General features: G+C 71.1%; 25 protein-coding genes. 6 read left to right on the top strand and 19 right to left on the bottom strand.

What is annotated here, in order from left to right; all coding sequences use genetic code 11:
- Positions 1 to 2: 2 nt before the first annotated feature.
- Together AC1RCS_RS11550 and AC1RCS_RS11545 are read right to left on the bottom strand one after the other, a co-directional pair.
- On the bottom strand, positions 3 to 485 hold the full coding sequence (locus tag AC1RCS_RS11550; RefSeq protein ID WP_369643345.1) for a GreA/GreB family elongation factor: 483 nt from the start codon (positions 483 to 485) through the stop codon (positions 3 to 5).
- Between the two features lie 235 nt (positions 486 to 720).
- The gene (locus AC1RCS_RS11545) at positions 721 to 2,238 is read right to left on the bottom strand and encodes an AMP-binding protein (protein WP_492244579.1); all 1,518 of its coding nucleotides are present in this window, start codon (positions 2,236 to 2,238) and stop codon (positions 721 to 723) included.
- Between the two features lie 380 nt (positions 2,239 to 2,618).
- On the opposite strand from AC1RCS_RS11545, the gene AC1RCS_RS11540 reads away from it, so the two are divergent.
- The 3 genes from AC1RCS_RS11540 (at position 2,619) to AC1RCS_RS11530 (ending at position 6,102) form a co-directional block, all read left to right on the top strand.
- Positions 2,619 to 3,653, top strand: coding sequence for a YcjF family protein (locus AC1RCS_RS11540; protein ID WP_492244580.1), 1,035 nt, complete (start codon positions 2,619 to 2,621; stop codon positions 3,651 to 3,653).
- A gap of 209 nt (positions 3,654 to 3,862) precedes the next feature.
- On the top strand, positions 3,863 to 5,215 hold the full coding sequence (locus AC1RCS_RS11535; protein ID WP_218339720.1) for an SPOR domain-containing protein: 1,353 nt from the start codon (positions 3,863 to 3,865) through the stop codon (positions 5,213 to 5,215).
- A gap of 116 nt (positions 5,216 to 5,331) precedes the next feature.
- Positions 5,332 to 6,102 carry an SGNH/GDSL hydrolase family protein gene (locus AC1RCS_RS11530; protein ID WP_492244581.1) on the top strand — a complete coding sequence of 257 codons (771 nt, stop codon included), beginning with the start codon at positions 5,332 to 5,334 and terminating at the stop codon, positions 6,100 to 6,102.
- A gap of 59 nt (positions 6,103 to 6,161) precedes the next feature.
- On the opposite strand, the gene AC1RCS_RS11525 is transcribed toward AC1RCS_RS11530, so the two are convergent.
- On the bottom strand, positions 6,162 to 6,926 hold the full coding sequence (locus AC1RCS_RS11525) for an alpha/beta fold hydrolase (RefSeq protein ID WP_218339721.1): 765 nt from the start codon (positions 6,924 to 6,926) through the stop codon (positions 6,162 to 6,164).
- Between the two features lie 12 nt (positions 6,927 to 6,938).
- Positions 6,939 to 7,949 (bottom strand): M14 family zinc carboxypeptidase, encoded by a 1,011-nt coding sequence (locus tag AC1RCS_RS11520; RefSeq protein WP_218339722.1) that lies wholly within the window; start codon positions 7,947 to 7,949, stop codon positions 6,939 to 6,941.
- A 189-nt stretch (positions 7,950 to 8,138) separates the two neighbouring features.
- On the opposite strand from AC1RCS_RS11520, the gene AC1RCS_RS11515 reads away from it, so the two are divergent.
- The 3 genes from AC1RCS_RS11515 (at position 8,139) to AC1RCS_RS11505 (ending at position 9,117) form a co-directional block, all read left to right on the top strand.
- Positions 8,139 to 8,270, top strand: a complete 132-nt coding sequence (locus tag AC1RCS_RS11515) for a hypothetical protein (protein WP_255591040.1) — start codon at positions 8,139 to 8,141, stop codon at positions 8,268 to 8,270.
- Positions 8,239 to 8,403 carry a hypothetical protein gene (locus AC1RCS_RS11510; RefSeq protein ID WP_218296109.1) on the top strand — a complete coding sequence of 55 codons (165 nt, stop codon included), beginning with the start codon at positions 8,239 to 8,241 and terminating at the stop codon, positions 8,401 to 8,403. The genes AC1RCS_RS11515 and AC1RCS_RS11510 overlap by 32 nt, the downstream gene beginning before the upstream one ends.
- Before the next feature lie 219 nt (positions 8,404 to 8,622).
- Positions 8,623 to 9,117 carry an HU family DNA-binding protein gene (locus AC1RCS_RS11505; protein WP_218296110.1) on the top strand — a complete coding sequence of 165 codons (495 nt, stop codon included), beginning with the start codon at positions 8,623 to 8,625 and terminating at the stop codon, positions 9,115 to 9,117.
- A 92-nt stretch (positions 9,118 to 9,209) separates the two neighbouring features.
- Here AC1RCS_RS11505 and AC1RCS_RS11500 read toward each other — a convergent pair whose 3' ends face one another.
- The 15 genes from AC1RCS_RS11500 to AC1RCS_RS11430 all read right to left on the bottom strand — a co-directional run bounded on the left by AC1RCS_RS11500 (position 9,210) and on the right by AC1RCS_RS11430 (position 26,832).
- A complete protein-coding gene (locus tag AC1RCS_RS11500) occupies positions 9,210 to 9,683 on the bottom strand; it encodes a transcriptional repressor (RefSeq protein WP_492244582.1) in 474 nt (157 codons plus the stop codon).
- The gene (locus AC1RCS_RS11495) at positions 9,680 to 11,080 is read right to left on the bottom strand and encodes an efflux transporter outer membrane subunit (protein ID WP_492244583.1); all 1,401 of its coding nucleotides are present in this window, start codon (positions 11,078 to 11,080) and stop codon (positions 9,680 to 9,682) included. The genes AC1RCS_RS11500 and AC1RCS_RS11495 overlap by 4 nt, the downstream gene beginning before the upstream one ends.
- A 35-nt stretch (positions 11,081 to 11,115) precedes the next feature.
- Positions 11,116 to 13,083 (bottom strand): MacB family efflux pump subunit, encoded by a 1,968-nt coding sequence (locus AC1RCS_RS11490; protein WP_492244694.1) that lies wholly within the window; start codon positions 13,081 to 13,083, stop codon positions 11,116 to 11,118.
- Between the two features lie 59 nt (positions 13,084 to 13,142).
- Entirely contained in the window at positions 13,143 to 14,438 is a 1,296-nt protein-coding gene (locus AC1RCS_RS11485; RefSeq protein WP_492244584.1) for an efflux RND transporter periplasmic adaptor subunit, read from the bottom strand.
- Positions 14,438 to 15,070 carry a hypothetical protein gene (locus AC1RCS_RS11480; protein WP_255593409.1) on the bottom strand — a complete coding sequence of 211 codons (633 nt, stop codon included), beginning with the start codon at positions 15,068 to 15,070 and terminating at the stop codon, positions 14,438 to 14,440. Before AC1RCS_RS11480 ends, AC1RCS_RS11485 begins: the two co-directional genes overlap by 1 nt.
- Positions 15,071 to 15,231: 161 nt before the next feature.
- Positions 15,232 to 15,594 carry a DUF3325 domain-containing protein gene (locus tag AC1RCS_RS11475; protein ID WP_492244585.1) on the bottom strand — a complete coding sequence of 121 codons (363 nt, stop codon included), beginning with the start codon at positions 15,592 to 15,594 and terminating at the stop codon, positions 15,232 to 15,234.
- Positions 15,591 to 15,902, bottom strand: a complete 312-nt coding sequence (locus AC1RCS_RS11470; RefSeq protein ID WP_492244586.1) for a DUF3649 domain-containing protein — start codon at positions 15,900 to 15,902, stop codon at positions 15,591 to 15,593. Before AC1RCS_RS11470 ends, AC1RCS_RS11475 begins: the two co-directional genes overlap by 4 nt.
- Before the next feature lie 6 nt (positions 15,903 to 15,908).
- The gene (locus AC1RCS_RS11465) at positions 15,909 to 16,559 is read right to left on the bottom strand and encodes a nickel uptake transporter family protein (RefSeq protein WP_492244587.1); all 651 of its coding nucleotides are present in this window, start codon (positions 16,557 to 16,559) and stop codon (positions 15,909 to 15,911) included.
- 62 nt (positions 16,560 to 16,621) lie between these two features.
- Complete coding sequence (locus AC1RCS_RS11460; RefSeq protein WP_492244588.1) at positions 16,622 to 18,244, bottom strand: PepSY-associated TM helix domain-containing protein; 1,623 nt, start codon at positions 18,242 to 18,244, stop codon at positions 16,622 to 16,624.
- A gap of 157 nt (positions 18,245 to 18,401) precedes the next feature.
- A complete protein-coding gene (locus tag AC1RCS_RS11455) occupies positions 18,402 to 20,858 on the bottom strand; it encodes a TonB-dependent siderophore receptor (protein ID WP_492244589.1) in 2,457 nt (818 codons plus the stop codon).
- Between the two features lie 230 nt (positions 20,859 to 21,088).
- On the bottom strand, positions 21,089 to 22,201 hold the full coding sequence (locus AC1RCS_RS11450) for a FecR family protein (RefSeq protein WP_492244590.1): 1,113 nt from the start codon (positions 22,199 to 22,201) through the stop codon (positions 21,089 to 21,091).
- Positions 22,198 to 22,710 (bottom strand): sigma-70 family RNA polymerase sigma factor, encoded by a 513-nt coding sequence (locus AC1RCS_RS11445; RefSeq protein WP_492244591.1) that lies wholly within the window; start codon positions 22,708 to 22,710, stop codon positions 22,198 to 22,200. The genes AC1RCS_RS11450 and AC1RCS_RS11445 overlap by 4 nt, the downstream gene beginning before the upstream one ends.
- 143 nt (positions 22,711 to 22,853) lie before the next feature.
- Entirely contained in the window at positions 22,854 to 24,653 is a 1,800-nt protein-coding gene (locus tag AC1RCS_RS11440) for a feruloyl-CoA synthase (RefSeq protein WP_492244592.1), read from the bottom strand.
- 59 nt (positions 24,654 to 24,712) lie between these two features.
- A complete protein-coding gene (locus tag AC1RCS_RS11435) occupies positions 24,713 to 25,663 on the bottom strand; it encodes a 3-hydroxyacyl-CoA dehydrogenase NAD-binding domain-containing protein (RefSeq protein ID WP_492244593.1) in 951 nt (316 codons plus the stop codon).
- Positions 25,664 to 25,839: 176 nt separating this feature from the next.
- Positions 25,840 to 26,832, bottom strand: coding sequence for a Bug family tripartite tricarboxylate transporter substrate binding protein (locus tag AC1RCS_RS11430; RefSeq protein WP_492244695.1), 993 nt, complete (start codon positions 26,830 to 26,832; stop codon positions 25,840 to 25,842).
- Between the last annotated feature and the right edge of the window lie 18 nt (positions 26,833 to 26,850).

Below are 26,850 nucleotides of genomic sequence, written 5' to 3'. Positions count from 1 at the left end.
GCCTATTGAACCCGCAGCACCTCAAACTGCTGTCGGATTGGAGCGACCTGTATCGACACCTCATCCCCCTCGCATTTGCCCAGCATGGCCCTGCCCAGTGGGGCTTCGCTGCTGATGACCTGAACGGGCTGGGCGCCGTTGACCAGCTTCATGCTGCCCCCATCCGGACCGAGAAAGAGCTGCTGCCGCTTGTCGTCGGAATCGACCAGGCAAACCAGTGCGCCGAGCTGTATACCTTTGCTGGCGTCGTAGGGTCGCGGGCGGAATTGGCGCCAATTGGCCATCGCCTGGCGGATGGCTTCGGCGCGCCGGGCTTGGCCGGTGGCCAGGTAGGCGGCTTCGAGTCCCAATGTGTCGTATTTGTTTTCGGCGATGTTTTCTTCGTGGGTCGCCGTTTCATGGGCCGCACGCACTGCCTGTTCGGCTTGCAGCAGGTCTTCGGCGAGCCGTTCCAGCACCTGCTGCCGCAGCAAGAATTTATCCATGATGAAGGGTCGGCATCTCGAACAAGCGGGGGTGGGTCTTGATTGCGAAGGGCTTCGGGCTCCACCAGCCTTGGACGCTTCTGTCGGCTGCGGGTTGACTTCAGCCATGGGCACTGTCCTGTCGTCCATTTCGGTGCATCGAACGGCAGGAACTGGCCGATGGTACCCATTCGCGAAAGTGGGGCGCATGCCCGCAACCCGCCTGAAGCTGCGGCCCGCCAAAGCCGAGCGATCTCTAGGCGCGTCCCCTCAACTCCGTCTTCAACACCTTCCCATAACTATTCTTGGGCAACCCCTCCACCCACCGATACACCTTCGGCCGCTTGAACCGCGCAATGTGCTCTCCGCACAGCCCATCCAGCACCGCATCCCCCACCGGCCCGCCCTCGCCCGCCACAAGATACGCCACCACCACCTCGCCCCACTCGGCATCGTGCTGGCCCACCACGGCCACCTCGCGGACCTGGGGGTGCAGCAGCAAAACCTCTTCCACCTCGCGCGGGTAGATGTTGCTGCCGCCGGAGATGATCACGTCCTTCGACCGGTCCTTCAGGGTCAGGAAGCCATCGGCATCCAGCACGCCCAGGTCGCCGGTGTGCAGCCAGCCGCCCTGCAGCGTGCGCGCGGTGGCGTCGGGGTTGTTCCAGTAGCCGGGCATGACGGTGTCGCCGCGCACCAGCACCTCGCCGGTCTCGCCCGTGGGCAGGGGCTGGCCTTGGGCGTCGGCCACGCGCACCTCCACCAGCGACTGCGCGACGCCGACCGAGGCCATGCGGTCGGCCCAGCGGAGGTGGGTGGTGTCGGCCAGGTGCGCGCGTGACAGCGCGGTGATGGTCATGGGGCTTTCCCCCTGGCCGTAGATCTGCACGAAGCGATCGTCGCCCATCACGGCCATGGCGGCGCGCAGGTCGTCGGCATACATGGGGCCGCCGCCGTAGATGATCGTTTTGAAGCCCGACACGTCGGCACCCGCGGCGCGCACGTGGTCCACCAGGCGGTGCACCATGGTGGGCGCGGCAAACAGGGTGAGCTGGCCCACCGATGCGGCCAGCTGCACCAGCTCGGCGGGGTCGAAGCCGCCGGACACCGGCACCACGTGCCGCCCGCCGCGCAGCACCTGGGCGTAGTTGTACAGGCCCGCGCCGTGCGACATGGGCGCGGCGTAGACCATGGCGTCGCCGGGCAGCACGTCGTCCACGTCGGTGAAGTAGCAGGCCGTCATGGCCAGCAGGTTGCGGTGCGTCTGCATCACGCCCTTGGGCCGGCCGGTGGTGCCGGATGTGTAGAACAGCGATGCGATGTCCTCCGGGGCGCGGTCGTGCACGTGCATGGGCGCATCGTGCTGCACGGCGGCATCGTAGGCGGCGCAGCCCAGCACCAGGGTGGCTGCGGGGTCTGCGCCCGCCTCGCGCGCGGCGGGGTGCAGGGCCTCGGACACCAGCGCCACGCGCGCACCGGAGTCGGCCAGCACGTAGGCCAGCTCCTTGGCGTGCAGCTTGTAGTTGACGGGCACGGACACGGCGCCGGCCCACACGATGGCGTGCAGCGCCTCCAGGTACTCGGGCGCATTGGCGGCGTAGATGGCCACGCGGTCGCCGGGCAGCACGCCGTAGCGTGTACGCAGGCTGGCGGCCAGCGCGGCGGTGCGTGCGCCCAGCGTTTGGTAGTCGAAGAGCACACGGTCGCCGTGCAGCACGGCGGGCTGGTGGGCATGCAGTTGCGCGCTGCGGCGCAGCAGGTGGGCGATGTTCATCGGGCGCCCCGCGCGCTGGGGGTGGTGGTACCTGCCCTACTGGTACTGCCGGTACTGCCCGTGATGCTCGTATTGTTTGCCCTGCTGGTCGTCGCCGCTTGCCGCATGCCTTGCCTCCTTGCCATGAGACAGCCACTGTACGCAAGAGAGGCCCGGGCGCACAGTCGCTCCACTACGCAAGGGGAAACCCGGGTGGGCCGCAGGGCTGGCAGCCGGCGCCGCGATGCACCTGGTTACCAGATGCCCGCAATTCCCCACAAGCCGTGGCGTTGAAAGCGCGCACCCTAGACTGCACCTGACTCCGCACGCCGCCCCACCGCCTTCTGGCACGGGCAGCGTGACAGCCCCCTCCATTTCACGGCCTTGCAGGCCCGCACCGCATGACTCCAGAACAGCAAAAATCCATTCTCACCATCGCCTTGCTGGCCGCGTTTGCGGACGGCACCAAGGACGACGCCGAGCGTGAAGAGATCCGCCGCATCGCCCAGTCGCTGGCGGGCGACAGCGGCATGGCCGACCTGCCGCGCATTTACCAGGACGTGCTGCTCAAGCGCACCACGGTGCAGGCCGCAGCCGCCGCGCTGACCGACCCCGGCCACCGCCAGCTGGCCTACGAGATGGCGGTGTGCGTGTGCGATGTGGATGGGCGCCAGACGCCTGCCGAGGCGCAGTTCCTGGCCACGCTCAAGTCCGCACTGCAGTTGGGCGCGCAGCAGACCGCCGCCTTCGAGCACGAGGCCGATGCGCTGGTGGACGTGGCCGAGAAGACGGCCCCCTCGGCCGTGCCCTGGGGGGTGGCGGGTGCTGCCACCGGTGCTGCGGCCTATGCAGCAGCCGCCGCGTCGGCGCCTTCTTCTTCGTCGTCTGCATCCGTGCCGGTGCCCGCACCCGCAGGCCCGGGCGATGCCGAGCTGGACAAGTCCATCCTGAACTACGCGATGCTCAACGGCGCTCTGGAGCTGCTGCCGCAGTCGTGGGCGTCGATGGCCATCATCCCGATGCAGGTGAAGATGGTCTACGGCATCGGCAAGGCGCACGGCGTGGAGCTGGACCAGGGCCACATCAAGGAGTTCATCGCCGCGGCGGGCGTGGGCATGACGTCGCAGTACCTGGAGCAGTTTGGCCGCAAGCTGCTCGGCGGCCTGCTGGGCAAGGTGGCGGGCCGCACCATTGGAGGCGTAGGCAGCGCGGCCACCGGCATGGCGTTTTCGTTTGCCACCACGTATGCGCTGGGCCAGGTGGCCAAGCGCTACTACGCGGGCGGCCGGGTGATGAGCACCGCCATGCTGCGCGACAGCTTTCAGAATCTGCTGGGCCCGGCCAAGCAGATGCAGTCGCAGTACCTGCCGCAGATCCAGCAGAAGGCCGCCACGCTGGATGCGGGCAAGATCATGGCCATGGTGCGCGGCACCTGACCCACGGGGCCTGGCAAGATTGCTATATTTTTAATAGCTTCCAGCGCTTGACAGACAAGCGCTAGCGGCTCATTCAAGGCCCGATCCCGGGGCCTGCGGCATGCGAGCAGGGGCGCCGGCGCGCGGCGCGGGCCCGGCGGCGCTGCAGCCGCGCCACGCGCGCGCGCAGGCCCTGTGGCGCCAACACCGGCCCATGACAGAATCGGCCCATGCTCGACCACACGGATCCTGTCGCCTCCATCATCCCGGCCATGTCGCTCGATTCACCGTCCGACAACGCCATGACGGCGCTCTCCCGGCTGGCGCTGGGGCCCGTGAACACCGCGTACTACCTGGCCGTCTTCGAGCGCTTTGACAACACCGGCCGCACCACCACCACCTGGAACTGGGCCGCGTGCCTGGCCACGCTCAACTGGATGCTGTTTCGCCAGTTGTGGAGCGCCGCGCTGGTCTACGTGGCGGCCGCCGAGGGGCTGGCGCTGATCGTGTTCGGCGTCGGCCGCTCCTTCCTGCAGTGGCCGCCGGGCGTGGAACTGGGGGTGCTGGGCGCCTTCGCCGTCCTGGCCTTCGCGGTGCCCGGCCTGTATGGCAACGCCATCCTGTATGCCGACATCCGCAAGCGGGTGGCGCGCGCCCTGGCCGCCTCCCGCACCCTGCCCGAGGCCAGCGCGCTGCTGGAGAAGCAGGCCAGCTCGCGCAAGCGGCTGCAGGCGCTGGTGCTGGCCAACCTGGTGCTGGCGGCCGCGGCGGCGCTGGCCTACCTGGCCTGGGCCCCTTCGGCCACCAGGCCCCTGGCACTGGAACCGGCGGTGACCGTCGCCCAGGCCACCGCGACAGCCGCGTCCAGGCCCGGCGCGGCGGCGTCTTCTGCACCAGCACCAGCGCCCGCCCCCGCACCGGCACCGGTACCTGCATCCACGCCCGCTGCCTCGGCCCCCATGCCGAGCACCTCCGCCGCCGCGGCGACGGCGGCGCCCCCCGCCACCGGTGCCGCGTCCACGGCGGCGGCACCGCCCGGGGCACCAGCGGCCGCGCCGGCAGGCAAAACCCCGCCACCGGCCACCCAGGCAGCGCCCGCCACCGCGAGCCCTTCCGTACCCACGGCCCCCACGGCGCCGCCGGCCGCCAGCGCGCCAGTCTCCGCGCCGGCCACCAAGGCCACCTCCAAATCCCCGGTCAAGGCAGCACCCGGCGCGGCCAGCACACCGGCGCCCGCCGCCGAGCCAGCAAGCCGCGCGGCCTCCACCGCGAAGCCTTCCAAGGCGGCCAAGGCACCACCCGCCCCAACCGCTGCTCCAGCGGCCTCCACCACCCTGCCCACCGTGGGCACCGCGGCGGGCTACTACATCAACGTGGGGCTCTTTGCCGACGAAGCCAACGCCCGCAAGGCCCAGGCCCGGCTGCTCAACGAAGGGCTGCCGGCCTTCCGCCAGGAGCTGAACAGCGCCAAGGGCCGCCGCATCCGTGTCCGCGTGGGGCCCTACGAAAGCCGCGCGCAGGCCGACGCGGCGGCCGGGTCGATCCGGGCGATGGCGCTGGAAGCCGTGGTCTTCAGGCAATAGACAAATAAATAGGCGCGGGCCCGCGCGCAGCGGCCCACCCCGGCGCCGGGCGCGCCGTCCTACGCCCCGGGCGCGCTGGCGCCGACGCCCGCACCCCAGGCGCGCCGGTAGGCTGCATGCACCACACCGCCACCGCCATGAACCGCACGCCCCGCCCTGCCCTGCATCTCTCCACGCGCCGCCTGGCCACCATCGCGGCCATGGCCGCGGGCGCGTTGCTGGCCACCGCCTGTGCGCCATGGCGCATCTGGACGGTGGCGGAGCTGGCCCGTGGCGCGCGGCCCTTCACCGCACACCCCGCCCAGCCGGACAACCGCCTGCTGGTCGTGGGCGACAGCACCGCCGTCGGCACCGGGGCCAGCACGCCCGCGCAAAGCCTGCCGGGCCTGATCGGCCAGCAGCACCCGCGGTGGCGCATCGACAACCTGGCGGCCAATGGCGCACGGTTTGCCGACGTGGCCGCGCAGCTGGAGCGCGCGGACGGTGGCTACGACATGGTGCTCGTGCTCGCGGGCGGGAACGACGTGATCCGCTTCACGCCCGTGGACACGCTGCGCGCCGAGCTGCAAAGGACCATGTCGCTGGCCCTGCAGAAAGGGCGCCGCGTGGTGCTCATGCCCTGCGGCGACGTGGGCCATGCACCGTTCTTCGGGCCGCCGCTGTCCTGGGTCATGTCGCGCCGTTCGAAGCGCCTGCACGCCCTGGCGCAGGAGGCCGCCGCGGACCACGGCGCGCACTACGTGCGCCTGCTCAGGCCCCGGGACCAGGACCCCTTCGTGTCCCGGCGGGACACCTTGAATGCCGCCGACGGACTGCACCCCAGCAGCGCGGGGTACCAGGAGTGGTACCGCGCACTGGCGGCCCAGGGCGGACTGCCCGCGCCCTGACGGCACGCGCGGGCGCCGCGCGCACCGGATGCAGGCCGCGCCCGCCGGGGCGGCCCGCGTCAGCGCGCCCCGTCGATTTCCGCCAGCCAGTCCTGGACCTGCCGGATGACCCAGCGCGGGTCGTCCAGCGGCAGATCGTGCCCTGCGCGGGGGTGCAGCACCACGGGCACCCGCCACGCGCTGGCCACGGCCTGCGAGCACTGGCTGCGCACCAGGCCGTCCCCGTGGCTCGCCAGCAGCAGGATGCGCGCCACGGGCCCCACCCGGGGCGCACGGTAGCGGGCCGCCGCCACCAGCTGGCGCAGCGCATTGGCGGCCCGCACCGGGCGGCGCGCGCGCACGGCGGCCCAGTCCCGCACCACCTGCTGGCGCTCAGGCGCGCTGTTGCTGGTCAGGCGCAAGACCACCTGCTCGATCTGTTGCGGCGCGCCGCCCCACAGCGCCAGGCGCAGCAGCGCCGCGTAGTTGCGCGGCCGCAGGCGGTGATAGAAGGGGCTGAAAGGGCGAAAGCTCGTGTTGATCAGCACGCAGCCCGCCACCTCCGCGGGGGCCACCCGCGCCCACTCGGTCGCCACCATGGCTCCCAGCGACACGGCCAGCAGGTGGTAGGGCGGCGCGATGCCGCGCCCGGCCAGCGCCTCGCGGCACGCCCGCACCATGGCGGGCACCGACAGCGGCGAAGGCTGGCGGTGGAGCTGGCCGTTGCCGGGCAGGTCGAGCGGCAGCACCCGGTCCCGTGGCAAGGCACGCTCGAAATCCGCCAGGAAGTCCCCCCAGTGGGCGGACTCCCGCGCCAGGCCCCTGAGCAAGATCCACTGGCGCATGGGCGCAGGCCTTCAGTACCACGCGGCCAGGGCATCCGCCCTGCGCTGCGCGCGCTGCCCCGGTGCGGGCACCCAGCGCCCGTGGCTGCAGGCCGCGCGGGCCAGGAAATCGAGCAGCGACAGATGGCGCCGCAGCACGCGCTGCTGCCGGTGGTCGATGAGCGGGTTGAAGATGCCATTGCGCGAGAACAGCTGGCGCGGGTTCTTCTTGATCCACAGCCAGGAGCCCATCTCCAGCGTCAGCGGCAGGAACGTGTGCGCGGGCACGTCGCGGCAGGCCTGCAGGTACAGGTGGTCCCACAGGTCGCCGTGCGCCAGGTACTGCGCGCTCTGCGGCTCGATGACGTACGGGTGGTGGCTGTGGGCCTGCAGGAAGATCTCCTGCAGCGCGTGCAGCTCGGCCAGGTGCGCGATGGGCTTGCGCGTGTGGGCAAACGGGAACCACAGGCGGTCCCGGGCGCCAAATCCCGAATGGCAGTCGATGGCGATGCTGAAAGGCCGCGCCAGCAGCTCCTCGGACGCCACCTCGCACAGGGCCTGGCTTTCCGGCTCCATGGCATCGCCCGCGCGCCCCCGGTACCAGGGAAGCCCCGCGCTCACCCGCTGCCCGCCGATCCACGGCGGTACCCGGTCGGTGGCGTCCACCGGCGCGTTGCGCATCAGGTCCACGCCGCGCGGATTGGCGCGCGTGGCGGCCCACATGCCGCCCGGATTGACGATGGGCATGAAGACCATGCGCATGTGCTCGAGCTGGCGGTGCAGCGTGGTGTCCCACTGCAGCCGCATCACCACGTTCTGCAGGTAGGCCAGGACCACCTCGGCGCCGATGCGCTCCAGGCCATGCACGCCACCGAAGAACCCGACCGCCGGAACGTCCGGCGCCGGATTGCCCAGGCCAATGGCATGGATCGGAAAGCAGTGGCCCGAGGCCGTCTGCACCTGCCGCACCACCCGCACCTGCAAGTGGGACGCACCGAGTTCGATGATCTTTTCGAGCGCCAGCAACTCGGGCAGCGTGTTCATGGTGGGTGGCAAGGGTGGCGCGAAACCGGGCGGCAGGGCGGCAGTACAACGAAGAGCGAGCATATGCCCGGCCCGCAGGCACCGGCAACGCCATCGCGCGCCCTGTATGAATTCAGCGAAACGACGCGGAACTGTCACACAAGCGCGTTAACTTGCCCGCAGACAACCTGTTCAAAGAGGCACACGATCATGCTCTGGAGATGGCTCGGACTGCAGCGGCTGCTGGATGAACTCTTCGATGCCCCCGGCTGGCCGAGCTTCGACCTGCCCCGCACCGATGGATGGGCGCATGAAGACGCAGCAGCCACGGCGCAGGACTGAAGTGCGCCGCCTGGCCGTGCTGTGCGGCACCCTCGGCTGCGCGCTGGCCTGGGGCCTGGTGGAGCTGCTGGCGCTCCAGCGCCAGCGCTACCACCAGTGGCGCCAGCGCCACCAGACGCCGGCACACCGTTGACGGCGGCCCGCGGCAGCGCCCGCACGCGGCGGCGGCGGGCATGCGGCCGGCCCCACTGGCACCGCTTCGGGCATGCCTTTCACCCGCTGTTTCAGAAGCCTCTGGCGCAGGCGGGTCTTCACATTTGCGGGGTGTGCCGCAGTCGCACCTAAAATTGCGCACCTTCCCTTCAATGGGGGGAGGCACACTGCAACTCTGAAGCAAAGAAGAATCATCATCATGGCAACTGCAAAGAAAACCCCAGCGCCCGCAAAGAAGACCGTCAAGGCGGCAGCTCCAGCTGCTGCGAAGAAGGCAGCACCCGCCGCCAAGAAGGCAGCGGCACCCGCGAAGAAAGCCGCCGCTCCAGCAGCGAAGAAGGCCGCCGCCCCCGTGGCCAAGCCGGTCGCCGTGGGCATCAAGCCGATCAAGACGGCCTTCAACAAGACCACGCTGATCGCCCACCTGGCCGAGCAGGCTGGCGTGGAACCCAAGGCCACCAAGGCCGTGCTGGCCGCGCTGGAAGCGACCATCCTGGGCTCCGTGCACAAGAAGGGTTCCGGCGAATTCACGCTGCCCGGCCTCATGAAGATCGGCCTGCAGCAGATTCCCGCCAAGAAGAAGCGCTTCGGCAAGGACCCTTTCACCGGTGAAGAGCGCTGGTTCCCCGCCAAGCCCGCCGCGGTGAAGATCAAGACCCGCGCACTGAAGAAGCTCAAGGACGCAACGGCCTGATAAATCAGCCCGCGCTCCCCAGCGACAAGGACCAGATGCCTCCGGGCGTCTGGTCCTTTTTCTTTGGGCGGCTCAATTGCGCTCCGGTGGACTCAGTTGGGCTGGCAATGCCCCGTGGCGCCGTCGCAGCCCAGGCAGTCCACCTGCAGCACCAGGCCCGCCACCAGCGGCCGCAGGCCCACCTCGGCCGCGCGCAGCTCCAGCTCGTTGCGCAGCTGTGCGCCGGGCAGCGTGGCCGAGCGCTTGCACCGGCGGCAGGCAATGCGCACGTCGGCCGACGGCGGCGGTGCAAAGGGCCGCAGGCGATACACCGTGTGGCGCCGGTCGCTGCGGTCGTGCAGCAGCACGCCCAGGGCCTGCAGCTCGTGGATGATGCGGTACACCGTGCTGGTGCTCACGTGCGTGCCGCGCAGCAGCATCTGGTGAAAAGCCTCGTCCGCACCCATGCCCGCGCTGCCCGCGGAGTGGATCGCCTGCAGCACGCCGATGCGCGCCGTGGTGGGGCGCAGGCCCGCCGTGCGCAGGCGCTGCAGCATGGTCACGGGCTCATTGATGCTTGCGTTCATGGCTGCGCCATGACGGCCACGCGGCGCACGCCAGCGTCGGCATCGGGCTGCCAGCCCCCGCCCAGCGCGCGGTACAGCGCCACCTGCGCCTGCCATTCGGCCTGGTGCAGCTGGGCCGCCATGTCCTGCGCGGCATACAGGGTGCGCTGCGCATCCAGCAGCGTGAGCAGCGTCTCGGCCCCGGCGCGGTAGCGCGACTGCGCCAGGGTAGCCGCCTGCTGCGCCTGCTGCACCACCTGTGCCTGCGCCATGCGCTGGGCCTGCGTGCCCGCCACGGCCTGCAGGGCTTGCTCCACGTCGCTCACGGCCGCCACGATGCTGGCGCGGTACTGCGCCAGCAGCTCGGCCTGCCGTGCCTGGGCCGCATCGCGGTCGGCGGCCAGGCGCCCGCCGTTGAAGATGGGCGCCGCCAACGCGGCGGCCAGGCTGTAGAGCGGGTTGTCGAACACGCGCGGCAGGTTGCTACCCCCGGTGCCCAGGCTGGCGCTCAGGCTGATGCGCGGCAGCAGCGCCGCGCGGGCCGCGGCCACGTCGGCGTGGGCGGCCTGAAGCCGCGCCTCGGCCCGCGCGATGTCGGGCCGCCGCACCAGCAGGTCGGCGGGCGACCCGGCAGCGGGCACCAGCGCCTGCGTGGCGGGCAATGCGCTGGCCTGCACCACCGGCCACTGCGCCTGGCCCAGCAGCGCGGCCAGCGCCGTGTGCGCGCCCGACACCTGCTGGCGCCGTGCCTCCAGCACCTGCCGCTGCGTGGCCACCAGGCCGCGCTGCTGCGCCTGCTCGAGCTGCGTGGCGGCCCCGGCGCGCGCGCGCGACTCGACCACGGCCAGCACGCGCTCGGCGCTGTGCAGGTTCAGCTCGGCAATCGCCAGGCGCTCGCGCCCGCCCACCAGTTGCAGCCAGGCCTGTGCCACCGCCGCTGTCAGCGTGATCTGCACCGCGCCGCGATCGTGCACGCTGGCCGTGCGCAAGGCCTGGGCACTGGCGCGCTCAGCACCCAGACGGCCCCAGGCATCGAGCTCGTAGCTTGCGACCAGCGCGGCACCGATCTGGTTGCCGGCCACCTCGGCCTGCCCGCCGGCACGGGCTTGGCGGCGGGCGTCGAGCGTGCCGGTCACGGCGGGCAGCAGGCTGGCGCCGGCGGCCCGCGCCACGGCATCGGCCTGCTGCACCCGCGCGATGGCGGCGGCGAGGTCCGGGCTCTGCGCGTGGGCGGCGTGGATGAGCGCGTCGAGCTCTGCGACGCCGAGCACGGAGACACCCGTCGCCACCCCCTGCGCGGGCGGCACCGGGCTGGCCCAGTGCACGGGCAAGGCGGGTGCGGCTGCGGCGTCTTCGGGCAGCGGCTGCACCACGGCACAGCCGCCGAGCAGCAGCACACCAGCGGCAAGACAGGACACAGAGGCAATACAAGTGCGCATACCAACCATCACAATCATTCGGAAGCCAGGGCCACCACGGGGTCGAGCCCGGCGGCGCGGCGGGCGGGCATGTAGCCGAACACCAGGCCCGTGGCCACGGCGCAGGCAAAGGCACCGCCCATGGCGGTGAGCGAGAAGATCACGGGCACGCCCGACACGATGAGCACCGCGCCCACGGCCAGGCCGATGGCCAGGCCCGCCGCGCCGCCCACCAGCGTGACGAGCACGGCCTCGGTGAGGAACTGGCGCAGGATGTCGCCCTGCCGCGCGCCGGTGGCCATGCGGATGCCGATCTCGCGCGTGCGCTCGCGCACCGTCATCAGCATCACGTTCATCACGCCGATGCCGCCCACCACCAGCGACACGGCCGCGATCAGGCCCAGCATCATGGTCATGGCGTTGCGCGTCTGCGCCTCGGCCTGCAGCTTGGCCGCCGCGTTGCCGATGCGAAAGTCCTCGCGCCCGTGGCGCGACAGCAGCAGGGCGTGCATGGCCTTCTCGGCCGCCTGCACCTGCTCCACCGACGCGGCAGCGACCACGGTGTAGTCGGGCTGGGTCTGCACGCGGTACACGCGGGCGCGGCCCGACTGGTACGGAATGAACACCATGTCGTCGTAGTTCTGCGCGCCCGAGTCGGCGCCGCGCTCGGCCATCACGCCGATCACCTCGAACGGCGCGTTGCCGATCAGCAGGTGGCGGCCCAGCGGGTTCGGATGGTCCGGAAAGAACTGCGCGCTGGCCTTGTGCCCCAGCACCACCAGCGGCGCCAGGTCGCGGTCTTCGGCCGCGGTGTAGTAGCGGCCCTGCGCCACCTTCCAGTGGTGCACGCGGGGCATGTCCTCGCTGGCGGCGAACACGTAGATCTGCCGCTCGACATTGCCATGGCGCACGGGGATGGGGTCGCCGATGACGGGCATCACGTGGCCGATCTCGGGCAGGCGGGCGATGGCCTCCAGGTCCTCTGCGGTGATCTCGCCCTGCGGCCCGCCCTCGCGCGGGTGGCTGGCGCCCAGGTACATGATGGTGGTGCCCATGGAGCCCATCTGCTCCACCACGCGCTGCTTGGCGCCCTCGCCCACGCCCATCATCACGATGACCGACGCCACGCCGATCACGATGCCCAGCAGCGTGAGCCCGGTGCGCGCGCGGTTGATGCGCATGCCGCGCCAGGCCGAGCGGGCGGCCTCGGCCAATTCGGCCCAGAAAGCGCGGCCGGAACGCTTGCTACTATTTTTATAGCTTCTTGCGCTTGCTGGTTGCGCGGTAGAGGCATTTTTTGCTTCAAACGCCCCTGCCACGGCCGCACCGCTGTCCGCCACGATCTCGCCGTCGCGGATCTCGATCACGCGGCGCGCCTGGGCGGCCACTTCGCGGTCGTGGGTGATGAGCACGATGGTGTGGCCCGCGTCGGCCAGCTCGTGCAGCAGCGCCATCACCTCGGCGCCGCTGTGGGTGTCCAGCGCGCCGGTGGGCTCGTCGGCCAGGATGATGCGGCCGCCGTTCATCAGTGCCCGGGCAATCGACACGCGCTGCTGCTGCCCGCCCGACAGCTGCGTGGGCCGGTGGTGCAGCTTGTCGGCCAGGCCCAGGCGCGACAGCAGTGCGGCTGCGCGGCGGGTGCGCTCCTCGCGCGGGGTGCCGGCGTAGATGGCGGGCACCTCGACGTTCTCGCACGCCGACTCGGCGCGGATCAGGTGGTAGCCCTGAAAGACGAAGCCGAAGGCCTCGCGCCGCAGCCAGGCCAGCTGGTCGGCGTCGAACCCCGCCACGTCTTCGCCCTGGAAGCGGTAGCTGCCGCTGCTGGGCTTGTCCAGGCAGCCGAGCAGGTTCATGAGCGTGGACTTGCCCGAGCCCGACGCGCCCACGATGGCGACGAACTCGCCCGCATGGATCGACAGCGAGATGCCACGCAGCACCTCCACCTCGGGCTGCTCGCCACCGCCGTAGCGGCGGCGCACGCCGCGCAGCTCGATCAGCGGCACACCAGGGGCGTCATGCAAGACGCCGTGCAGGGTGTCGTGTTGGATGCCGGTGCCTGCGGTCACAGCTTGAACCTTTGCGGTCCGCTGCGCGCAGGGCGCTCGCCGGTCACCAGCTGCTCGCCCTCCTGCAGGCCCGAGCGCACCTCGGCCAGGTGGCGGCTTTTCACGGCCACGACGACGGCGCGCTGCTCCACCACGCCATCGGCGCGCAGCACGCGGGCGCTGTGGGTGGCTGCTGCGGCCTTCGCGCCAGCGCCGGCACCAGCGCTGTCACCGTCACCCTCCGCATCAGATGCCTTGCCACCAGCCGCCTTGGCGCCGGCCGGGCTGGCAGGGATTGCCAGGGCCGACAGCGGCACGGCGATCACGCCCTGCGCCTGCGCGGTGACGAAGCTGGTCTGCGCGGTCATCTGCGGCATCAGCTCGCCGTCGGCGTTGTCCACGTCGAACAGTACGGTGTACGACACGGCCTTGCTCGCGGCGGCCTGCGCGTTGGCGCCGCCCGCAGCCTTGGCCTCGGGCGTGGGCGGCGCGGGCAGCACCTGGCGCACGGTGCTGCGCCAGCGGCGCGCGGCGGCGTCGGCCTGCCCGCCCAGCGTGGTGAAGTACACCGGCAGGCCGGCCCGCACGCGGCGGATGTCGGCCTCGGAGACTTCGGTCCACACCGTCATGGTCGACAGGTCGGCCACGCGCAGGATATTGGGCGTCTGGTAGGTGGCGTTCAGGGTCTGGCCCTCGCGCGCTTCCAGCGCCACCACGGTGCCGGCCATGGGCGCGTAGATGCGGGTGTAACCCAGGCGCGCCTCATCGGCCTTCAGGCTCGCCTGGGTCTGGTCGATCTGCGCCTTGAGGTGGTCGATGCGCGCCGCCGCCGATGCCAGCGCGGCCTCGGCCGTCTGCAAATCTTCGAGGCGCGTGGCGCCTTCGCGCTCCATCTGCTGCTGGCGGGCCTGCTGCTGCTGGGCCAGGCGGTACTGGGCCTGCTGCTCGGCCAGCTGCGCCCGCAGGCCGGCGAGTGCGGCGCGGGCGCCGTCCACGGTGGCCTGCTGCACGCTGGGGTCTATCTCGACCAGCAGCTGGCCTTTCTTGACCTCGGTGCCGGGCTGCACATGCAGGCGCGTTATCTGCCCCGACACCTGCGCGCCCACGTCCACATAGCGGCGCGGCTGCAGCGTGCCGATGGCGCTGACCGTGGCCTCGATGTCGCCGCGCGCCACGGGCACGGTGTCGTAGACCATGGCGGGCTGCCGCGTCCACCACCAGGCGCCGGCGGCGATGGCACCCGCCAGCACCACCAGGGCGCCCACGCTCAGGGTTGTGCGTGCGGTGCGTGTATTGGGTGGGGTCGGGGCCATCAGCGGGGCACCTCGAAGCTGAGCGTGGCGGTGTGGCGCACGTCGTCGTATTTCTTGCCGTCCACGGTGACGGAGCCGTTGACCTTGGCGCTCACCTCCAGCACGTAGAGGCCGGGGAACGGCGTCTCCAGTTGCACCGTTCCATCGGCCGCCGGGGCCAGCGTGCGGCGCCAGCCGGCGCTGGTGTCCACGTTCACCTGCGACGCTGCCACGGTCTGCCCCTTCCACACCAGCTTGAAGGTGTTGCCGCCGGGCGTGGTGGGCACCAGCTCCAGGTCGTTGGTGGCGCGGGTCTCGCTGCGGCCGGCGCGGGCCTGGTAGTAGGTGACCGCGCCGTGGCCGGTGACGTGCAAGGTGCTCAGGCGCAGATCGTCCCCGCCCGGTGCGGTGATGTCGATGTGGCCGGCCTGCGGCGCCACGGGCAGGTCCTTGCCGTCGGCCAGGTAGGCGCGTGGGGCCTGGAGGGGCGGCAGCGCCGCGCTGCGGCGGGGCAGCTCGCCGGCGTAGGCGCGGGCCTGGGCCCCGTCGCGCTGCAGCCACACGTAGTCGGCATGGGCGTGGCCCGCCCAGGCGCAGGCGGCCAGCGCAAGGATGGCACCGGCGGCGGAAGGTGAGGCAAAGAGTGAAGACATGGCTGGGTCGAAAAACGAAGATGAAAAAAACGCAGGCCGCCAACGGCGCAGGCTGCTGGGCCGCGCACTGCACCTACTGCCTATGACCAACGAGACGGAAAAAAGGGCACGCTGTTCGGGACTTTTTTTGCCAACGCCCCCCAAAGCGGCGCCGCCGGTGCCTACAGCCCGCCAGCGGACCCCACAAGGCACACGCCCGCCACCAGCACCGTGGCCGCCGACACCCGCACCGCCAGGTGCGGCGCGTAGGTCAGCAGCACGCCCACCAGCAGGCCGCCCGCCGTGAGGAGGCCGCACCAGGCGGTCAGCCCCACGGTGGTGCCCCAGGCCCCGATGCAGGCGGCCAGGGACAGCGCCAGCAGCAGGCTGCCCGCCCAGCGCAGCACCCGGCGCCGCGTGCGCGGCACCTCGCTGCGGCCGGTGACCTGTTCGTGGTGGCGGTCCATGGCCAGCGCCAGGCCCGCCATGCCGCTGAACGACAGCGTGAGCGCGGCCAGCGGTGCGGCCCAGATCGCCGCCGTCATGCACCCACCTTCAGCGCCCAGAGCGCAGCGGCCAGCACGGCCGACGGCACGGCGATTCCGGCCCAGGCGCGCAGTGCACTGCGTGCGCTGAAGGCCCACACCACGGCCGCCGCGTACACCGCAAAGCTGAGCAGGGTGGCCGTGAGCAGCGCGCTGGCGCGGCTGGTGTCCGACACGCGGGGCAGCCCCACGGCCAGCACCGCGGTGAACAGCGACGCCAGCGCATAGCCGCCCAGGGCCGCCGCCAGGGCGCGGCTGGCCACCATGCAGCGGTAGCGCGCGGCAGAGCCTGCGTGTGCGGTGGCCATGGCGGCTTACTGCGCGACGAAGGTCAGCGTGGTGGTGTAGCCCAGCTTGGCCACCTTCTGGCCGGCAATGACCACATCGCCCACGGCAGGTGCCTCGTGGGTGCTGACGAGCACGTAGCGGCCCTTGCCGTTCACCGGCACGTCGACGCGGCCGGCCGCATCGGTCTTGAAGCCCTTGGTCCACTTGTCGGGCGTGATCACCGTGACGGTCTTGTTCGCCACGGGCTGCCCCTTGAACACCAGCGTGAAGGTGTTGCCACCCGCCGTGACGGGCACCAGCTCGTAGTCGAGCACGGCCTGCGTCTCGCTGCGGCCGGCGCGCGCGTTGAACACGGCGGCCTGGAAGCTGCCGTCCTTGGCCTTCCAGGGCTTCCAGACCTGGTCGTTGGACAGGCGCACGTCGCCGGCAGCGGCCACGTCGGCCTCCAGAAACTCTTCCTTGGCGTTGAGCTTGGCGGTTTGCTGGCGGTTGGTGGTGAAGACCTGGGTGGTGGCGGCCAGCTTGGCCACTTCGGCGCCCTTGTCGTGCTCGCTGTCGGCGTCGCCCACGTACACGCGCACCGGGCCGGTGGCGTCACGCTCCAGCCACAGTTGGTGGGCGGTGGCGGACAGGGCAATGCCAGACAGAGCGACGGCGAGCAGGGTTTTCTTGAACATGGAGACTCCTTTGAAAATCGAGAAGAAGAAAGAAAAAAACGGGAAAGAAGCACTGCGGCGCGCTAGAGGGCGGCACCGGCGACCACGGCACCACGGGCGCGCGCGGGCGCCACCGCAGCGCGCTGCCGGCGGTGCACGCGGCGGGCCGCGACCGCAAGGCAGGCGCCCAGCGCCAGCATGGTCAGGTCGAACCCGGCCAGCACCCAGTCGCCCGCAGGCAGGGTGACGCCCAGGTGGCGGTCGGTGGTCAGTGCGTTGAGCAGGGGCAGCAGCGCGAAGGCGGCGGCGGCCAGCCACAGCGATTCGAGCCACGCGCGCAGCGGCGTGCGCAAGGCCGGGTACAGCAGCAGCACGCCCCAGGTGATGAAGAGCACGTGTGCCTCCCACTCGCGGCGGGTGGCGAAGTCCGCCGGGATCAGGCGGTTGGCCCAGAAGTACGCGGCCACGGCCACGGGCAGGCCGGCCACGGTGCCGATGTTCAGGCACTCCATCAGCCGAAAGCCGAACTCGGGCTTGCCGCCCGCCTTGGCTCGCTTGTCCTGTTGGGCGCGGCGCTTGGCCGTCCAGAGCACGAGGCCGGTGGCGATCATCGCGCAGCCCAAGAGGCCACTCGCAAAGTACAGCCAGCGCAGCACGGGCCCTGCAAAGCGGCCTTCGTGCAGGGCCAGCAGGACGTCTTGCGTCTCGCGGGCCGCGCCGTCCTCGGCCTTGGGCGGCAGGGCCTCGCCCGTGCGGGCATGAAAGCGCAGCCGGTCGCTGCCGGCAATCTGCCCGCCCGCCACGCGCACCAGCTGCACGTCGGCATCGGCGCGCCCGGGCTGCTGCACGCCCACGCGCGCCACCTGGCCCGCGCCCCACTGCGCCTCGGCCTGGGCCACCAGCGGCGCCAAAGCGGTGAGCGGCTGCGCGGAAACAGTGGCATTCACGGTGGCCGGTCGCTGCAGCAGGTCGTCGTAGAACACCTGCGCATTGCCCGCATAGTGGCTGGCCGCCAGGCCCGCCGGCATGTACTGGAACAGGAAGAACACCAGCCCGCTGTACGTGATCATCAGAAAAAACGGCAGCGCCGTCACGCTGATGATGTTGTGCGCGTCCAGCCACGAGCGCTGCCCCTTGCCCGGCCGGAAGGTGAAGAAGTCCACGAAGATCTTCTTGTGGGTGATGACCCCGGTCACCACGGCCATGAGCATCAGCATGGTGCACACGCCCACCAGCCGGATCGCCACGTCGTACGGCACGTAGTGCAGCATGTAGTGCATGCGGTACAGCAGGTGGCCGCCGCCGGTTTTGCGCACCACGGGCTCGGCGGCTGCCTGGCCGGTGTCCGGGTCGAGCGTTCGGCGCACGAAGCGCCCGCGCGCGCCGGGCTTGCCATCGGCGGGCGGCTCGCGCCAGCTCACGCTCAGTGCGCTGCTGCCGCGCTGGCCGGGCAGCTGCACCGACCAGTCCTGCGACTGTGGCGGCGCGTTGGCCTGCAGGTATGCCTGCGCCAGCGCCACCGCCCGGTGCGGGTCCACCGTCGCGGCAGCGGTGTCCAAGGGCAGCTCGGGGCGCATCCACCGGTCGATCTCGTGCGCGAAGTAGCCGGCCGTGCCCGTCACGAACACGAAGAACAGCACCCAGCCCACCACCAGCCCGACCCAGGTGTGCAGCCAGGCCATGCACTGGCGAAAGCCTTCTTTCATGGCAGATCACTCCGGTTGCAGAGATGCGATGGCATGCGTCACTCCCTGCCGGTAAAACTGGCGCAACACAGGCCAGGGCTCCCGCGCAAGGGCCGCCCCGCCGCGCTGGGAGCGGCCCCCTTCCAGGGGGACGGCGCAAAGCGACTCAGGGGGCGCATCAGAACCGCACGTCCAGCGCCACCTGCAGGCTGCGCGGCGCACCGTAGTACGAGTTGCCGACCGAGGTGTAGTACACCTTGTCGAGGGCGTTGCGCAGGTTGGCCGTGACGGCCACCGTGTCGGTGATGGCGTAGCGCACCATGAGGTCGACCACCGCATACGCGGGCTGCGTGAACCGCACGCGCGCGGCGCCCTGGTTGTCGCGGTAGATCTGGTTTTGCCAGCGCAGGCCGCCCCCCACGGTCAGGCCTTTGCCGATGCCGGCGATGCGGTAGCTGGTGAACAGCTTGGCCGTGTTCTGCGGCACGTCGGTGAGCAGGCGGGTGCGCAGGCGGTCCTGCGTGAGGTTGCGCGAGAAGCCTGCCGCGACCTGCCAGCCCGGGCGCACCTCGCCCGTGGCCTCGACCTCGAAGCCGCGCGTGCTGGTGCCCGAGACGGCCTCGTAGGCCTGGCTGCCGTCCGGGGCGAACACGTTGGGAATGGCCACGCCCAGGTTGTCCTGCCGCGCCTTGTAGATGGCGCCCGAGACGTTGAGGCGGTCGTTCAGGAACGCGCCCTTCACGCCCAGCTCGAAGCTGTCGCCCGTCTGCGGGTCCATGTAGTCGCCGTTGGCCAGGCGCAGGCTCTGCGGCGTGAAGATGGTGGTGAAGCTGGTATAGGCCGACCAGTTGCGGTCGATGTCGTAGACCAGGCCCAGGTACGGGGTCACCTCGCCGCTTTCGTAGCGGTTGTTGGCGGTGCGGGCGCCGGTGGAAAAGCGGGTGCTGGTCTGCGCGCGGCTCCAGTCCACCACGCGCGCGCCGGCCAGCACGGCCAGCGCGTCCGTGGGCTTGAAGCGCACGGTGGCATAGGCGCTGTTCAGGCGTTCGTCCGAGGTGTTGCGGCCGATGCTGGGGTTGGGCGGCGCGGCGGGCGAAGTGCCGTCCCAGGTGAAGATGTTGCCGATGGCACTGCTCCAGCCCGCGTGCGTCCAGTTGGTGTACGACGGCGCGTCGTAGCTGGTGCGCGACATCTGCGCACCGAAGGCCACGTCGTGCTTGCGCCCCAGCAGGTCGAAGCGGCCCGTGGTCTGCACGTCCAGGCTGTCCTGGCGCGGCGTGGCGCTCCAGCGGCCCGCCCACAGCGTGACACCCGCGCCCGTCGCGCGCACCGGCGCGCCGCCGCTGGCGTAGCCGATCAGCTCGTCGTAGAAGTTGTTGGTGCGGGTGGCCGTGGCCCTGACCTTCCAGTCGTCGCTGAAGCGGTGCTCCAGCGCCGCGAACACCGAGGTGTAGTGGCGCTTGGAATACGCCCAGGGCGGTGCGGCCGAAGCCGAGCGGCTCCACTGCGTGCGCGTGCCGTCGGCGTAGTAGGCCGGCAGGCCGCCGCGCGCGTGGCCCGTGGCGTCGTGGTGCTGCACCGACGCGCCGGCGAACAGCTGCGTCTGCGCCGTGAGGTCGGCCTCGACCGCGCCGTAGAGCAGCTTCTTGCGCTCTTTGAGGCGGTCGATGTAGGAGTCGTTGTCCTGCGCGGCGGCCACCAGGCGGCCCCGCACGCTGCCCGACGCGTTGATGGGCCCGGCGATGTCCGCCTCGGTCCGCACATGGTTCCACGAGCCCGCCTCGGCCCGCACGGAGGCCTGGAAGTCGGCCGTGGGCCGCTTGCGGATCATGTTGATGGCCGCGCCCGGCGTGCCGATGCCGTTCATCAGGCCGGAGGCGCCGCGCACCACTTCCACGCGGTCGAACATCGCCATGTCGTTGGTCTGGAAGATGCTCGAGTAGTTGGAGTCCGTCTGGCGGACGCCGTCGATCATGTAGGTATTGACCGAGAAGCCGCGCGAGTAGATGGGCGAGCTGTCCGAGCCCTGGTTGCCGCTCTGGCTGAAGACCAGCCCGGGCGTCTGCGCGACCACGTCGGACAGCTGCGTCAGCCCCTGGTCTTCCATGCGCTGGCGCGTGATGACGCTGACCGACTGGGGCGTCTCGCGCAGCGACAGGCCCAGCGGCGTGGACGTGCCCGCCTGGCGCGTGGTGTAGGAGCCGCTGTGCTCGGTGAGCGCGCTGGGCTCGGCCTGGGCCTGCACCCGCACTTCGGCCAGGCTGGTCTCGCCCGCTGCACCCGCAGCACCCGATGACGCCGCCGCGGGCGGCCTGCGCACCACGATGCTGGTGCCTTCGATCACGCCCACCAGGCCCGAGCCCGCGAGCAGCCGGTCCAGCGCCTCGCGCACCGTGAGCGACCCGTTCACGGCCTGGGCCGAGCGCCCCGCCACCAACGCGGGCTGGACCATGAGCTCCATGCGTGACTGGCGCGCCAGGTCGTTGAGCGCCTGGGCCAGTGGCTGCGCGGCAATGCTGAGCGCCACGGCGGGCTGCCCGGCGGCGGGCGCCACCTGGGCGCTGGCGCCCATGGCCGCCAGGCTGAGTGCGGCGGCCAGGGCCAGCGGGGCGGGCCGGAATCGGGTGCGGGGCATGTGAGAGATCTCCCTGGAAACGGATGTTGGAATGAATATTTGAATAAGACGCCTTCTCATGTAGACGCAGGCCGAAGCCATCCCCCTAGGTCGGTGGGCCAAGTTTTTTGAAAAAAGATGCGGGGCCCTGTGCAGGGCAGGCGGGGCGCGCGGGGCCCACAGGCGCGCAGACCCATCCGCCGGCGGCGGACGGCCAGCAACGGCCTGCTGCCGGCCGCTACCGGGGGTGGCTACTGAGGCTGAGGGTGGGGAGCGGCCACGATCTCGGTGACCGCGCCGTGCGCGCGCAGTTGCACGGGCAGCACGCTGGGCAGGGACCGGGTGAAGTTATCGAGCCGCCGCGGGTCGAACGTGCCGGTCAGGCGCAGCGCGCCCACGCCGGGGTCGCGCACCACCAGCTGCGTGGAGCCGTACCGGGCGAACTCGGCCAGCGCCTGCGACAACGGCGTGTCGTCAAAGCTCACCCGCCCATCGCGCCAGGGTGCAATGCCCGCAGCGGGCACCGCGGCGACGGCGGTCAGGCGGCCATCCGCAGCGCTGCGCACCTGCTGGCCTGCGGTCAACTCCACCACCTCGGGCCCAGCGTCGGCAGCGCGGGCCACGCGCACGCGGCCCTCTTCCACCGCCACGCGCACACCGGCGTCGCCCGGCACGCCGGGCGTGTAGCGCACCGAAAACCGGGTGCCCACCACCGTGATGCGCAGGGACCCCGCCAGCACGTCGAACGGCCGCGCGGCATCGCCCTGCACCTTGAACACGGCCTGGCCTTCGGGCAGTACCACCTCGCGGCGCTGGCGGCGAAAGGTGACGTCCAGGCGGGTGTTCGTGTCCAGGCGCACGGTGCTGCCGTCGGGCAGGTGCACCTCGGACTGCTGGCCCAGGCCGGTCGCGAGGGCCTGCTCATACACGGGCTGCTGCTGCCAGTGGTGGTAGCCCATGGCAGTGGCGGCAGCCACCAGGCAGACCGATGCGACCGTGGCGGCGCCCTGCCCCCAACCCCAACCCCAACCCCAACCCCAGCTCCAACTCCAACTCCAACTCCAACTCCAACTCCAACCTCGCGCGCGTGGGCGGTCCGGTGCGCCGGCACGATCCTTGTCCTGCAGCAAGCCGGCCCGCAGGTGCTGGACCGCCGTTGCGGGCAGTGCATCGAGCGCACGCCACTCCTGCTGCCAGCGCGCCAGCGCCGCCGCATGCCGCGGGTCGGCGTCGCGCCACGAATGCAGGGCCTGCAGCGTGGCGGCGTCCGGTGCGCCCTGGCTGCGCACGAGCCAGTCCAAGGCCTCACCGTCGATGTGGTCGTTGGCTTCGTCCGGCATTGGCATGGGGGGCTGCGCATTCATGGCTGGTCCTCCCCCTGCGCGGTGGCGCGGCACGCGCGGCAGGCCACCATGGCGCGCTTTATGTGCTGCTCCACCATCTTGCGCGAGATGCCCATCTGCGCGGCCACCTCGGCCTGCGACAGCCCGTCGAATTTGTGCAGGATGAACGCCTCGCGGCAACGCAGCGGCAGCGATTCGATGGTGGCGATCATCGAAGCCACACCTTGCGCGGAGATGAAAGCAGCCTCGGGTTCGCACACGGCGGGCGCGGGCAATTCGGACACATCGGGCAGGCTGTCGTCGGCCTCCGAAGGCACCGTGCCCCGCACCACATGGCGGCGGTGCTGGTCAATGAGCAGGTTGCGCGCGGTGCGGTACAGCAGCGCGCGCGGCTGGGCGACGGCCTCGCCGCTGCGCTGCAGCGCCAGCACGCGCGCGTAGGCCTCGTGCACCAGGTCTGCCGCCGAGTCGCGACTGCGCACCATGCGGGCAAAGTAGTTCAGCAGTTCTTGGTAATAGTGGGCAACCACGGCGCACGCAGCCTGACAAAGGACGGCCCGAACGCGGCAGGTTCGGGACCGGGACGGCTGAGGGCGCAGTGTGGTCAGGCCCGTGGCTAATAAGAATGATTCTCATATTGTAAGGACTTGAACCTGCCCTGGTTCGTAAAGCCCTAGGCGGTGATGACCTGCTCGTCCATGGGGCTGGCCTGCAGCCGCGCCACATCGGCGGCCCGGCGCGTCAGCACCGCGCCCTGGTTGATGTAGCCCTTGTCGGTGATCTCGCCGCTGTCCGCATCGGGCGGCTGCGCCAGCACCAGGGCGCGTGTGGGGCACTGCGATGAGCCCGCGCCAGCGTCGCGCCGGGCCCGTATCACGCCCTGCAGGGCGGCGGTGAGCTTCGCGGGGTCGGCCGCGCCCGCTGCCGACGGGAACACCAGCATGCCCACTTCGTCGTGGTTGTGGCCGGTGAGCACGATGTCCTGCACCAGCGGCGCGAGCTGCGAGATCAGCTCCACGCGCAGCGTGCCCACCGACACCCAGCTGCCGCTGGAGAGCTTGAAGTCCTCGGCCACGCGCCCGTTGAAGACCACGCCCCGCTCGGGCCGCTCGGGGTCCACCAGGTAGCCGGCGTCGCCGATGCGGTAGAAGCCCTCGCTGTCGAACGCGGCCGCCGTCTCGGCCGGTGCGTTGCGGTAGCCCGGAAACACCGACACGCCCTTGACCCGCATCTCGAGCTTGCTGCCATTGGGCACGAGCTTGAGCGCCAGCCCGGGCAGCGGCGCGCCGATGCAGCCGGCCTTGTCCAGCCGCCAGTGCGCGCTGGTGACGGCGGGCGACGTCTCGGTGGAGCCCCAGGAGGTGGTCAGCCACAGCGGCTGCGCGGGCCGCACGCGCAGGGCCAGCGCTTCGAGCCGCTGCCAGGTGGACGGCGCGAGCGCCGCCGCCGCATAGAAGGCCAGCCGCATGCGCGACAGGACCTCGGCGGCCAGCTCTTCGTCCGCTTCGAGGAAGGGCAGCAGCATGTCGAAGCCGCGCGGCACGTTGAACAGCATCGTCGGCTTCACGTCGCGCAGGTTGCGCACCGTTTTCTCGATGAGCCCGGGCACGGGCCGCCCTTCGTCGATGTAGAGCGTGCCGCCGTGGCACAGCACCATGTTCAGGTTGTGGTTGCCGCCGAAAGTGTGGCTCCACGGCAGCCAGTCCACCAGCACGGGTTTTTCGTGGGTCAGAAAGGGCCAGGTCTGGGCCATCATCTGCTGGTTGGCGCAGAGCATGCGGTGGGTGTTGATGACCACCTTGGGCCGCCCGGTGGAGCCCGACGTCAGCAGGTACTTGGCGTGGCCATCGGGCGCGATGGCGTCGAACGCCTGGCGGACGGCCGGCGTCTCCACCCCCTGCAGCAGCCGCGCAAAGGGCAGCGCGCCCGACACCTCGTCGGCGTGGCGGCTGAACACCTGCAGCGCGTCCGATGCGTACCCCGCCAGGGCCGGCGCGTACGCCCGGGCGTCGGACGCGTAGACCAGCGACGGCCCGAGGGCCGCGAGCATGCTGTGCAGCCGCGCCGGGTCCCTGGAGCGCGCGTAGGCGCTGGACAGCGAGCACGAGGCTAGGCCCACATGCATGGCCGCGAGCATGAGCACCGCATGGTCCACCGCGTTGTCCGACAGGATCGCCACGGGGCGGTCGGCCGGCAGCTTCAGGTCCAGCAGCGACTGCGCCAAGGCGCCCACGGCACGGCGCAACTCGCCGTACGTCAGGCGGCGCCAGTGCTCGCCCTCGTCATCGCGCTCGGCCAGGGCCGGCGCGTCGGGCGTCTCGCGCGACCAGTGCTCCAGCCACTCGCCGATGCAGCGCGCATAGTCGCCCAGCGGCACGGGGGACTGCAGCGTGATCGAGCCGTCGTCCGCACGGGTCTGGGTGGTCAATGCCAGCGCGATCTGGGTGTCGTCGTCAAGGAATCCGGGGTGCATGGCGTGGTGTCTCTCTCTCGGTGTCGTGGTGAGGCTGGTGATGGGGAGCGCCGGGCCCATCAGGTCGGCGTGTCCAGCCCGGGGGATGCGCTCTTGGCACGCAGCAGGCCGATGAGCAGGGCATCGCGCACCTGCGCCAGCTCTGCCTGGGTGCGCCCGCCGAGCGCCTGGTCCACGCCCTCGACCACGCGGCGCTGCAGTTCGGGCGTCATGCGCGGCGCGCCCAGGTCGTCCCACCAGCCTTCGATGGGGCCGCCCAGGTGGGCCAGCAGATGGGCCATGCCGCCGTCGCCGCCGGACAGGTGCAGGTTCATGAAAGGCCCCATCAGCGCCCACCGCAGGCCGGGGCCCTGGGCGATGGCGGTGTCGATGTCGGCCACGCTGGCCACGCCCTCGTTCACCAGGTGGAAGGCTTCGCGCCACAGTGCGGCCTGCAGGCGGTTGGCGATGTGGCCCTTGACTTCGCGGCGCACATGGATGGGGCGCTTGCCGATGGCGGTGTAGAAGGCCATCGCGGCGGCGATGGCCTCGGGTGACGTCTTCTCGCCGCCGCCCACCTCGACCAGCGGGATCATGTGCGGCGGGTTGAACGGGTGCCCGAGCACGATGCGTTCCGGCCGGGCGCACCGGGCCTGCATGGCCGACACCGACAGGCCCGACGAGCTGGAGGCCACGATGGCGTGCGCCGGCGCGGCCGCGTCGATGCGGCGCATCAGGTCGGCCTTGAAGTCCACCCGCTCCGGCCCGTTCTCCTGCACGAAGTCCGCCTGCGCCAGCGCATCTTCCAGCCGCGGGTGAAAGCGCAGCCGCTCGAGGCTGGCATCGGGTGCCAGACCCTGCTGCTCCAGAGCGGGCCAGTGCCGGGCCACCGCATCGCGCAGCCGCTGCTCGGCGCCCTCCGCGGGGTCGGTCGCATCCACATCCAGCCCCTGCGCCAGAAAGTAGGCAGCCCAACTGGCGCCGATGACGCCGGTGGCCACCACCGCCACACGCTTCACAGTCGAATCCATCGAAGAATTTCCTTGTGGTTGTTGCAAAAATCATGCATCGCACGCGGCTGCCGATACCGGCGCGCCGCAGGGCCAGCGCCCCCGCGCAAGGGCCGTCAAGCTGCACCGGCAGCGCTTCGCTCGCGTGCGCCGGGGGCGCCCCCTCAGGGGGAAGACGCGCAGCGGCTCAGGGGGAGTCAAGACTCCGCGGTGAACCCGATCTTCTTGACCAGCGGGCCCCAACGCTCGAATTCCGCCTGCTGCGACGCCGCCATCTCGGCCTGCGTCGACCCCTTGGCGATCAGGCCCACGACGGCCAGGCTGTCGATCACGGCCTTTTCCTTGATGGCCTGGTTGATGGCCGCATTGGCGGCGGCCACCACGCTGGCGGGCGTGCGGGCGGGGGCGTAGAAGCCGAACCATTCCTCGGTCGTGAGCTCCGGGAAGCCCTGCTCCGCGAAGGTCGCCACTTCGGGCGAGAACGGCGAGCGCGCCTGGCCGGACGTGGCGATGAGCCGCAGCTTGCCCGCCTTGTGGTTGGGAATGAAGTCGCCGCTGGGGGTGACCATGGACGCGATCTGCCCACCCACCACATCGGTCACGCCGGGGATGGACCCACGGTACGGCACGTGTTTCAGGTCCACCCCGTGGTTCAGGCCCAGCAGCGCGCCGATGAAGTGCGGCGTGGAGCCCGCCGCCGGCGAGCCATAGTTGGCCTGGCCCGGGTTGGCCTTGGCCCAGGCCAGGAAGTCCTTCACGTTCTTCACGGACGCGGGCACCATCGGCCCCACGGCCAGCCCGTGGTGCATCACGGCGCCGATGGACACCGGCACGAAATCCTTGACGGGGTCGTAGCTGAGCTTGCTGTAGATGTGCGGATAGATCGACGTGCACGAGAACGGCGACAGCGTGAGCACGCTGCCATCCGCGGGCGCGCCCTTGAGCGACTCCAGCGCGATGCGGCCCCCCGCGCCGGGCTTGTTCTCCACCACGGCCGGATTGCGTGTGTAGGCCGAGCCCGCCAGCTTCTCGCCCACGCGCCGCGCGACGCTGTCGCCCGCGCTGCCAGCCGGAAAGCCATAGAAAATCTTGATCTGCTCCAGTGTCTGCGCCATGGCGCTCCAGGGCGCCAGGGCCCCGAGCGCGGTGGCAGCGCCCACATGGTGCATGAATTGGCGGCGTGTTGGCATCATCATTTCTTGTCTCCT

Source organism: Acidovorax sp. GW823-FHT01C06, from assembly GCF_058798375.1.
This window is presented reverse-complemented; position numbering and strand designations above follow the sequence as displayed.

Bases quoted from the DNA above. Each gene is read 5' to 3' on its own strand.
- AC1RCS_RS11550 (WP_369643345.1), bottom strand. From the start codon at position 485: ATGGATAAATTCTTGCTGCGGCAGCAGGTGCTGGAACGGCTCGCCGAA.
- AC1RCS_RS11545 (WP_492244579.1), bottom strand. From the start codon at position 2,238: ATGAACATCGCCCACCTGCTGCGCCGCAGCGCGCAACTGCATGCCCAC.
- AC1RCS_RS11540 (WP_492244580.1), top strand. From the start codon at position 2,619: ATGACTCCAGAACAGCAAAAATCCATTCTCACCATCGCCTTGCTGGCC.
- AC1RCS_RS11535 (WP_218339720.1), top strand. From the start codon at position 3,863: ATGCTCGACCACACGGATCCTGTCGCCTCCATCATCCCGGCCATGTCG.
- AC1RCS_RS11530 (WP_492244581.1), top strand. From the start codon at position 5,332: ATGCACCACACCGCCACCGCCATGAACCGCACGCCCCGCCCTGCCCTG.
- AC1RCS_RS11525 (WP_218339721.1), bottom strand. From the start codon at position 6,926: ATGCGCCAGTGGATCTTGCTCAGGGGCCTGGCGCGGGAGTCCGCCCAC.
- AC1RCS_RS11520 (WP_218339722.1), bottom strand. From the start codon at position 7,949: ATGAACACGCTGCCCGAGTTGCTGGCGCTCGAAAAGATCATCGAACTC.
- AC1RCS_RS11515 (WP_255591040.1), top strand. From the start codon at position 8,139: ATGCTCTGGAGATGGCTCGGACTGCAGCGGCTGCTGGATGAACTCTTC.
- AC1RCS_RS11510 (WP_218296109.1), top strand. From the start codon at position 8,239: ATGAAGACGCAGCAGCCACGGCGCAGGACTGAAGTGCGCCGCCTGGCC.
- AC1RCS_RS11505 (WP_218296110.1), top strand. From the start codon at position 8,623: ATGGCAACTGCAAAGAAAACCCCAGCGCCCGCAAAGAAGACCGTCAAG.
- AC1RCS_RS11500 (WP_492244582.1), bottom strand. From the start codon at position 9,683: ATGAACGCAAGCATCAATGAGCCCGTGACCATGCTGCAGCGCCTGCGC.
- AC1RCS_RS11485 (WP_492244584.1), bottom strand. From the start codon at position 14,438: ATGGCCCCGACCCCACCCAATACACGCACCGCACGCACAACCCTGAGC.
- AC1RCS_RS11480 (WP_255593409.1), bottom strand. From the start codon at position 15,070: ATGTCTTCACTCTTTGCCTCACCTTCCGCCGCCGGTGCCATCCTTGCG.
- AC1RCS_RS11475 (WP_492244585.1), bottom strand. From the start codon at position 15,594: ATGACGGCGGCGATCTGGGCCGCACCGCTGGCCGCGCTCACGCTGTCG.
- AC1RCS_RS11470 (WP_492244586.1), bottom strand. From the start codon at position 15,902: ATGGCCACCGCACACGCAGGCTCTGCCGCGCGCTACCGCTGCATGGTG.
- AC1RCS_RS11465 (WP_492244587.1), bottom strand. From the start codon at position 16,559: ATGTTCAAGAAAACCCTGCTCGCCGTCGCTCTGTCTGGCATTGCCCTG.
- AC1RCS_RS11460 (WP_492244588.1), bottom strand. From the start codon at position 18,244: ATGAAAGAAGGCTTTCGCCAGTGCATGGCCTGGCTGCACACCTGGGTC.
- AC1RCS_RS11455 (WP_492244589.1), bottom strand. From the start codon at position 20,858: ATGCCCCGCACCCGATTCCGGCCCGCCCCGCTGGCCCTGGCCGCCGCA.
- AC1RCS_RS11450 (WP_492244590.1), bottom strand. From the start codon at position 22,201: ATGAATGCGCAGCCCCCCATGCCAATGCCGGACGAAGCCAACGACCAC.
- AC1RCS_RS11440 (WP_492244592.1), bottom strand. From the start codon at position 24,653: ATGCACCCCGGATTCCTTGACGACGACACCCAGATCGCGCTGGCATTG.
- AC1RCS_RS11435 (WP_492244593.1), bottom strand. From the start codon at position 25,663: ATGGATTCGACTGTGAAGCGTGTGGCGGTGGTGGCCACCGGCGTCATC.
- AC1RCS_RS11430 (WP_492244695.1), bottom strand. From the start codon at position 26,832: ATGCCAACACGCCGCCAATTCATGCACCATGTGGGCGCTGCCACCGCG.